Source organism: Algibacter sp. (assembly GCF_049667265.1).
In the GTDB taxonomy this organism is placed as follows: Bacteria; Bacteroidota; Bacteroidia; order Flavobacteriales; family Flavobacteriaceae; genus Algibacter_B.
Window position 1 is genome coordinate 1 of the sequence record NZ_JBATHX010000324.1, and the last position, 7,445, is coordinate 7,445.

The 7,445-nt window shown below is 33.1% G+C and carries 5 protein-coding genes; 1 reads left to right on the forward strand and 4 read right to left on the reverse strand.

Annotated elements, in window-relative coordinates; all coding sequences use genetic code 11:
- The 3 genes from thrC to thrA form a co-directional block, all read right to left on the reverse strand.
- Nucleotides 1-1,216, reverse strand: a 1,216-nt coding sequence (gene thrC, locus WBN21_RS11475) for a threonine synthase (RefSeq protein WP_424200399.1), incomplete at its 3' end; no start/stop codon positions are given.
- A 2-nt stretch (nt 1,217-1,218) separates the two neighbouring features.
- On the reverse strand, nt 1,219-2,142 hold the full coding sequence (locus WBN21_RS11480) for a homoserine kinase (protein WP_424200400.1): 924 nt from the start codon (nt 2,140-2,142) through the stop codon (nt 1,219-1,221).
- 82 nt (nt 2,143-2,224) lie between these two features.
- Complete coding sequence (gene thrA, locus WBN21_RS11485; protein WP_424200402.1) at nt 2,225-4,669, reverse strand: bifunctional aspartate kinase/homoserine dehydrogenase I; 2,445 nt, start codon at nt 4,667-4,669, stop codon at nt 2,225-2,227.
- A 345-nt stretch (nt 4,670-5,014) separates the two neighbouring features.
- On the opposite strand from thrA, the gene WBN21_RS11490 reads away from it, so the two are divergent.
- Nucleotides 5,015-6,571, forward strand: coding sequence for an NAD(P)H-hydrate dehydratase (locus WBN21_RS11490; protein ID WP_424200404.1), 1,557 nt, complete (start codon nt 5,015-5,017; stop codon nt 6,569-6,571).
- A gap of 59 nt (nt 6,572-6,630) precedes the next feature.
- On the opposite strand, the gene WBN21_RS11495 is transcribed toward WBN21_RS11490, so the two are convergent.
- On the reverse strand, nt 6,631-7,445 hold an 815-nt coding region (locus tag WBN21_RS11495; RefSeq protein WP_424200406.1), incomplete at its 5' end, for a TlpA family protein disulfide reductase.

Consider the following 7,445-nt stretch of genomic DNA (forward strand, 5'->3'; position numbering starts at 1 on the left):
GAATTTGCTCTGGTAATGGCTGTTTTTCTTTAATAACCTCTTCAACAACATCAAGAAATTTAGTAGGATGTGCCGTTTCTAAAAATACACAATGTGCGTTTGGGTTTCCTTTTAAATGCGATTTACAACCCAAATAACCAACAGCTCCATGCGGGTCCGCAACGTAATTGTAGTTGTTGTAAATCTCTAGCATAGCCTTACGAGTTTCATCATCAGAAAAACTATAAGACGATACGTTTTCTTTTAAGGTCTCAAACTTATTCTTATATATTTCTTGAATTCTAATAAAGTTACTCGGCGCTCCAACATCCATAGCATTACTAATGGTTTGTACCGATGGTTTTGGTTCGTATAGTTCTGAAACTAAATAACGTGTAACCACATTATTAGCGTTATTAGAAGCCACAAAATGCTTAATTGGTAAGCCTAATTGTTGTGCCATCATCCCTGCACAAACATTTCCGAAATTTCCACTTGGTACTGAAAACACAATATCTTGATGTTGTTTATGTAATTGTTTATAAGCAAACATAAAGTAAAATAATTGTGGTAACCATCGAGCAACATTAATAGAATTTGCAGATGTTAATTGCATTTTGCTAGTTAAACTTTCATCTAAAAATGCTGTTTTTACCATAGCTTGACAATCGTCAAACGTACCGTTAACTTCTAAAGCTTTTATATTTTGCCCTAAAGTAGTTAATTGCATTTCTTGAATATCACTCACTTTTCCGCTAGGGTATAGAATCACTACATTCACCCCTTTAACACCTAAAAAACCGTTCGCCACAGCACCACCAGTATCGCCAGAAGTAGCGACTAAAACGGTAACCTCGTTCGTATTTTCTTTATTGAAATAACCTAAACAACGTGCCATAAAGCGTGCGCCCACGTCTTTAAAAGCCATGGTTGGACCATGAAATAATTCTAATGTTGAAATGTTATTATCTAACTTCACTACGGGAAAATCAAAAGACAAAGTTTCTTCAACAATCGTTTTTAAAACGTTTTCAGGAATTTCAGGAGATACGAATTGTTTTATGGCTTCAAAGGCAATTTCCGAATGCGATAAATTTTCAAAATTATTCCAAAACGATTGCGGTAATGGCGTTATACTTTCAGGAAAATATAAACCTTTGTCTGGTGCTAATCCTTTTATAACAGCATCTTTGAATGATGTGTTTGGAGCTTTATGATTGAGTGAATAGTAATTCATTTTTATTCTATTATTTTAACACCTTGGGTGTTTATTTTTGATACGTGTATTTCAAAATCAATTCCTGTTTTTGAAAAAACACTATGCATAGCGTCTTTAACTTTATTGGCCGTTTTCAAACCTTTGCTTAAAGAAAAAATTGATGGTCCAGAACCAGAAATTCCTGCTCCTAAAGTACCTGCTTTTAATGCAGCTTGTTTGACTTCATTAAAATGTGGAATTAATTGACTTCTATACGGTTCAACAATCACATCGTTTAATGAATTGCTTATTAAATCATAATCGCTAGTATGTAATGCATGAACTAAACTCCCTAAGTTCGCCCATTGTTCAATAGCATGACTTAAAGGCACTTCTTTAGGAAGAATGGCTCTAGATTCTGATGTTTTTATTTCTATTTGCGGATGAATAATAGTTGCAAACAAATCATCTGGTGAAGGAATTTCTAAAATTTTTAAAGGTGAAATACTCTTCACTAAAGTAAAGCCGCCAAAAAGGGCAGGAGCAAGGTTGTCAGCATGTTCGCATTTACTTGCTAAAGCTTCGCCTTTTATGGCAAATTCTGTTAACTGTGTTTTATTGAATGGTTGGCCTAAAAGTTCATTCATTCCAAAAACACTTCCAACGGCACTTGCAGCGCTACTTCCAATACCACTTCCTGGTTTTATTTTTTTATAAATTTCAATTTCAAAACCAAAATCGACATCAATTGACTCATACATGGCTAATGCCGAAACACCAGCAACGTTTAATGCTGCTTCGTATGGCAAATCGAAACCTTCAATTTTAGTAATATGAATCCCTTTTTTATCAGTTTTTCTAATTACCATTTCATCTCCAACGCTATCTAAGCAAAAGCCTAAAACATCAAATCCGCAAGCGACATTGGCTACGGTTGCTGGAGAAAATATTTTTATTTCGTTCATTTTTTATAGAAAAAAGAAAATAGAGAAAAGAGATTAGACTTGTAAACAGTCTTTATTCTCTTTTCTTTATTCTCAAGTCTTATTAATCATTCCCAAGTCTAATAATATCGGCAAACAAACCAGAAGCTGTAACATCTGCCCCAGCTCCAGCACCTTTAATAATCATTGGTTGTTTCGGATAACGTTCTGTGTAAAACATCACGATATTATCACTTCCTTCCAAATTATAAAACGGGTGGCCTTCTGGAATTTCTTGTAAACTCACACTCGCTTTTCCGTTATCAAATTTAGCAACATATTTTAATTGACAGTTGTTCGCTTTCGCGGACGCATATAGACTTTGATAATGTGCTTCATCTGCAATTAATGTTTTGTAAAAATCATCAACAGAATCACTTTTTAAACCAGCTTCCGAAAGGAAAGAGGTGTTATCGATATCTTCTAAATTCATTTCAACACCACTTTCTCTAGCCAAAATTAATATTTTTCTGGCCACATCAACACCACTTAAATCAATTCTTGGATCAGGTTCTGTATAGCCTTCATCACCAGCTTGTTTTACAACATCGTAAAACTTAGTTTTATCATTAAAATTATTAAATACAAAGTTTAAACTTCCTGATAATACCGCTTGAATGGAGTTGACTTTATCACCTGATGCAATCAAATTACTTAAGGTGTCAATAACAGGTAATCCTGCACCAACATTAGTTTCAAACAGGAAAGGTGCATTGTATTTTAATGATAACCTTTTTAACTCTTTATAGTTATTATATTCACTAGAACAAGCAATTTTATTACATGCTACAATACCTATACTTTCTCGCAAATACTGGGCATATAAATCGGCAACATCGGCATTTGCCGTTACATCAACAAAAATGCTATTACGTAAATTCAAAGATTTAGCATTTTCAAAAAAGCCTTGTAAGGTTGCTTTTTCGCCCTTTGCTAATTGCTCTTTCCAATCTTTTAAGTTAATACCAGATTCATCAAAAATCATGTGTCTTGAGTTTGAAAGCCCAGCAACTCTAAGACTAATTTTAAGATTATCTTTTAAAAACTTCTTTTGCTGTTTTATCTGTTCTACTAAACGTTCACCAACATTTCCAACCCCAGTTATAAAAACATTCAGTTGTTTTGTTTTCGATTCAAAAAATTGTTCATGAAGCGTATTTAAAGCCTTTTTTACATCATTTTCGTTGATAACAGCAGTAATATTCTTTTCTGAAGCACCTTGAGCAATCGCTCTAATATTAATGTTATTTCGCCCTAAACTACTAAACATTTTACCGCTTATACCTTGGTGGTTTTTCATATTATCACCAACTAAAGCGATAATGGATAAACCTGTTTCAACAATAATGGGATCAATTTTACCTAAAGCGATTTCATTTTCAAATGCTTTATCAATAGCAATTTTTGCATTTTCTGCCTCTTTATCTTCAATACCCAAACAAATGGAATGTTCTGAAGACGCTTGCGTAATCATAATCACATTTATTTTTTCTTGCGAAAGCGTTTCAAATAAACGTTTCGAAAACCCAGGAATACCAACCATTCCGGTGCCTTCTAAAGTCAATAAAGCAATATCGCTAATGTTACTGATACCTTTTACAGGCGATGTAGATTTTGTTTCTTCATTTGAAATGATAGTACCAGGCGCATCAGGTTCTAAAGTGTTTTTAATATGAATAGGAATTTGCAAACCTAAAACTGGCTGAACCGTTGGTGGATATAACACTTTGGCACCAAAATGAGATAACTCCATGGCCTCTTGATACGATATTTTTTCAATAGGGTAGGCCTGTTTTACTAATTTAGGATTGGTGGTATACATACCGCTCACATCGGTCCATATTTCCAATTGTTGCACATGTAAAGCCGCAGCAACAATGGCTGCAGTAAAGTCTGAACCACCGCGACCCAACGTCGTGATTTCTCCAATTCTAGATTTTGAAATAAAACCAGGAAGAATCGTGATATTCTGTGAAGCAGACTTAAAATAATCACGAATATTTTGATTTGTAATGCTATAATCAACTTCAGCTTTTGTGAAATTGGAGTTTGTAATTACTAACTCTTGAGAATTTTTAACATCAGCAGATAAACCTCTATTTTTCATAGTTTCTGCTATGATAAATGATGATAATAATTCACCAAAACTCACTAATTTATCTGATGTTTTAGGAGATAATTCATTTATTAAATAAATACCTTCTAATAAACTTTTTAAGCTATTTAGTTTTTCATCAACAAAACTTAAAATCGTTTCATGCTTTTCAGGATTCAATTCCTTTATGATATTGAAATGTCTTTCTTTTATACCTTCAAAGGTTTCTAAAAAAGCTTTGTCTTTGTTTTGCGCCTGTTTACCAGCTAAAAGTAATTTATCTGTAATGCCACCAACCGCTGAAACTACGCAAGCTATAGTATCAGTCTTGCCATAGTTTTCTAAAATGTTGATGACGTTATTTATATTTTTTGAGGAGCCTACCGAAGTACCTCCGAATTTTAAAACCTTCATGTTTTAATACGTGTATAATTAAAAATAATGCTTGAAATGTTGTAATTTTTTGAAATTACAAATTGAGTCTGCGAAAAATATATAACTAAGAACCCCAAAGGGTTGTAGTATTTGAAGTTGTTCCAATAATAGCCGTCGTTCCTTTAGTTAAAAAAGAAGATATTTGAAGTCTATTTTGGTTGAATTGATTCATTATAGTTATATAATACTCTCCAAAAGTATTACATTTAGCCTTATAAAAAAACTAAAATAACTTTTTTACAATATTCTTATCTTCAATCGCAATTCGTTTGAAAAAAACGACTATTTACAGTAAGAATTGAAAAATATATAATAATAGTATCCATGAAAATATTTTCTAAAGAACAGATTTACGAAGGTGATAGGTTAACGGCTGAAAAACAAAAAATTTCTTCAACCGATTTAATGGAGCGTGCAGGTACACAAATTTTTAATTGGATGCATGCCAGAATGCAGGGTGCTCAAGTACCTATTCATGTGTTTTGCGGTATTGGAAACAATGGTGGCGACGGACTGGTGTTATCGCGGCATTTAATTACACATGGTTATAATGTAAATACCTTCATTATTAATTGTAGTGATAAGCGGTCAAAGGATTTTCTTGTGAATTATGATCGTATAAAAAACGTGACTAAAAAATGGCCGGTTCTTTTAAGTTGTGCTGAAGATTTTCCTGAAATTAAACCTGAGGATATTATTGTTGATGCTATTTTTGGAATTGGCTTAAATAGAGCTATTGACACTTGGGTGAAGAAATTATTCATGCACTTTAGAACGAGTAAAGCATTTACCTTGGCTATTGATATTCCATCAGGATTGCATACTGATAAAGCAGTTAAAGATGAAGATGCTGTGGTTTGGGCAGGTTATACTTTAAGTTTAGCCTCGCCAAAATTAGTATTCTTTCTGCCCGAAACCGCAAAATTTACGGTACAATGGGAAGTTTTGGATATTGGTTTAGATCCAGAATTTTTATTTACTACACAAACTGAAGTTGAATTAATTGGTAAACTTGAAGTATTACCTAATTACGTTCCAAGAGATAAATTTTCGCATAAAGGCCAATTTGGACATTCCCTAATTATTGGAGGAAGCTATGGAAAAATAGGCGCTGTTACTTTGGCTAGTAGGGCAGCATTATCGGCTGGTGCTGGATTGGTTTCTGCTTATGTACCAAAATGTGGCTATCACGCTTTGCAATCATCTTTTCCTGAAGCCATGGTTATTACGGATACACATGAAGAAAAAATAACGTCCATTAAATTTGATATAGAGCCAACCGTTATAGCATTTGGCGTAGGAGCAGGAACAGATGCCAAAACAATAACTGCCTTTTCTGCTTTTTTAAAAACGAATAAATTGCCATTAGTTATTGATGCTGATGGCATTAATATACTTTCAAAAAAGAAAACACTACTTAAATTATTGCCAGAAGCCACCATTTTAACGCCGCACCCAAAAGAATTAGAACGATTGATTGGAACTTGGAAAGATGATTTTGATAAGTTGAACAAAATAAAAGCGTTTTCGAAAAAACACAAAGTAATCATCTTAGTAAAAGGTGCCAATAGCATTACTGTTTATGAAGATAAATTTTATGTGAACACCACAGGAAATCCTGGACTTTCTACAGCTGGAAGTGGTGATGTTTTAACTGGGATTATTACAGGTTTAATTTCACAGGGTTATCACCCATTAGCTGCGGCCATATTTGGTGTGTATTTACATGGGAAATCTGCCGATATTGCTGTTGAAGATTTTGGTTATCAAGCATTAATTTCTAGTCATGTTATTGATTATTTGGGTGAAGCCTATATTGATTTATTTAAACAACCAGAACCGCCACAAGCACCTCAGGAAGAAGAACAACCACAAGAATAGCAGAAAATAAACCAATAAAAAAAGCCGCAAATTGCGGCTTTTTTTATTGGTTAAATTGATTATATATTATGCTTTTCAAACAATTCAATTAACTTTTCACTTGAAGGTCTTGGTGCATTTGAATCAACAATATGGCCTTCAGTATCTATTAAAATAAATTTTGGAATCCCTTGAATTTGATATTCTCGCACAAAAGCAGATTCCCAATCATTATCTGCAAATAATTGAATGCCGCCAAGTTGTTTTTCATTCACCATAGTTTTCCATTTTTCATAATCGTTTGGTTTATCTATCGAGATACTCACAAATTCAATATTTTTCCCATGGTATTTTTTTTCAACCTCTTGTAAATGTGGTATTTGTTGAATACAAGGTCCACACCAAGTTGCCCAAACATCAATATACACATACTTTCCTTTTAAATCATCCAAAGAGGTTTTTCCTCCCGCATAATTTTCATAATTAACAAATTTAGGAGACACCTTTCCTTCTTTTAAAGCGGTTAGTTTCTCATACTTTTCTGAAACTATTTTATTGTTTTTCTCATTAGATGAATTTTCAGTAAACATTTTATAAAATCCATCAATATCCTCTGAATAATTCAAGTTAAAATTAGCAAAATCAAAAAGTAAGGTGTTTTTTATGCTTTCAGTTTCAATAGCACTTACCGTTTTAAGAAAAGCCAAATCATAAGCAATGGAATCTGTATCACTCAATTTACGCGCTTTATCGCCATAAAAATCATTAACTATGCCTTTATAATCACTTGAAAATTCAAAATCTTCAATATTATTATAGTCAACATCAGCAACTTCATTTAAAAAGTCATCAGAAACTTTAAAATCTTCATTTTTGGTAAAATATTTGTGGGCTC

Excerpts from the sequence above, each read along its gene's own strand:
- thrA (WP_424200402.1), bottom strand. The coding sequence starts at position 4,669 with ATGAAGGTTTTAAAATTCGGAGGTACTTCGGTAGGCTCCTCAAAAAAT.
- WBN21_RS11490 (WP_424200404.1), top strand. The coding sequence starts at position 5,015 with ATGAAAATATTTTCTAAAGAACAGATTTACGAAGGTGATAGGTTAACG.
- WBN21_RS11480 (WP_424200400.1), bottom strand. The coding sequence starts at position 2,142 with ATGAACGAAATAAAAATATTTTCTCCAGCAACCGTAGCCAATGTCGCT.